Source organism: Acinetobacter sp. YH16052 (genome assembly GCF_013417155.1).
Lineage (GTDB): Bacteria > Pseudomonadota > Gammaproteobacteria > Pseudomonadales > Moraxellaceae > Acinetobacter.
Window position 1 is genome coordinate 1 of sequence record NZ_VPEO01000208.1, and the last position, 1,027, is coordinate 1,027.

The window sequence follows — 1,027 nt, forward strand, 5'->3', positions numbered from 1 at the left end:
ATTAAGCAGAGGACACGGAATAGGATATTAAAATAAACGATATGAGCGAAAAGAGAATATCTAACGAAACGTTAGGAAAAGTAGTAGTACAAGTAGTGAAAGACCTTGAAAAGAGCCTTAAAACGCACGAAAAGACACAGAAAGAACAACAAAATGAATTACGAGAGATAACAAACAAAGCTGTAATCCAATTACGTGGAGAGTTAGACCGTATAGAGAGCTTTTCAGTCGATTTAAAGCCTTTAGACGAAAAGATGAAGAACTACATCAACGAAATAGAGAAAGCATCAGAAAAGGCAAAAAAGGAGTTTCAAACGCCTATGCTTGGAATGCGAGTAGTAGGAATATTTGCTTTTGTTTTATTGGCTGTGTTAGCCTTTTCTTTTTTCACTAGTAACCAAGCCAAAGAGCTTAAAAAAGAGCGAGAAAGTAAGGAGCGATTTATCGAGTTTATTAAGGCTGATGAAAAGAGAATAAAAGAGTTCAATGAGTGGGCGAAGCAATAGAACTTGTTTTGTTCGGAAAATGCTAAAAAAACCTACATGCTTTTTGCGAGAGCAAAAAGACCCTTGAGCGATACTTTTCGACCCCCCTCTTGATAAGTTAGCATTACTGTCCCCAAAATGAAAAAAAAGCGTTACTTTTGGTAACATCTAAAAACAAAAAAAGCTATCTAATCGGGCTGGCAGGCCCATATGATTTGATAGCTTGTTTAAGTCTTTTTACAATGGCAAATTTACTACAAAAAAGGGATACCTCAAAGGATACCCTTAAAAAAAAGCAATGGTCTAAGTACGTCAGCAAGGGGATATCCTTATCGCTGATGAATTTCAATCCAAAGTCTAAACTTTTCAAATCTTATAAGAATAGTACTTATTGTGCTGAAACACTTCTAACTAATGAAGTGGGTAAAATACACACGACTTATTGTAAAAATCGTTGGTGTTTAACTTGCAATAGGATAAAGACCGCACGCCTTATCAATGCTTATCTACCTCAATTGGAGGAATTATTTCAACCTGTATTT

At 35.5% G+C, this 1,027-nt stretch carries 1 protein-coding gene and 1 pseudogene; both read left to right on the forward strand.

Going from position 1 to position 1,027, the window contains the following annotated elements; all coding sequences use genetic code 11:
- Positions 1–41 precede the first annotated feature (41 nt).
- The gene (locus tag FTV42_RS17370) at positions 42–506 is read left to right on the forward strand and encodes a hypothetical protein (protein WP_179991772.1); all 465 of its coding nucleotides are present in this window, start codon (positions 42–44) and stop codon (positions 504–506) included.
- A gap of 137 nt (positions 507–643) precedes the next feature.
- A pseudogene (locus FTV42_RS17475) lies at positions 644–1,027 on the forward strand (hypothetical protein); the annotation flags it as partial.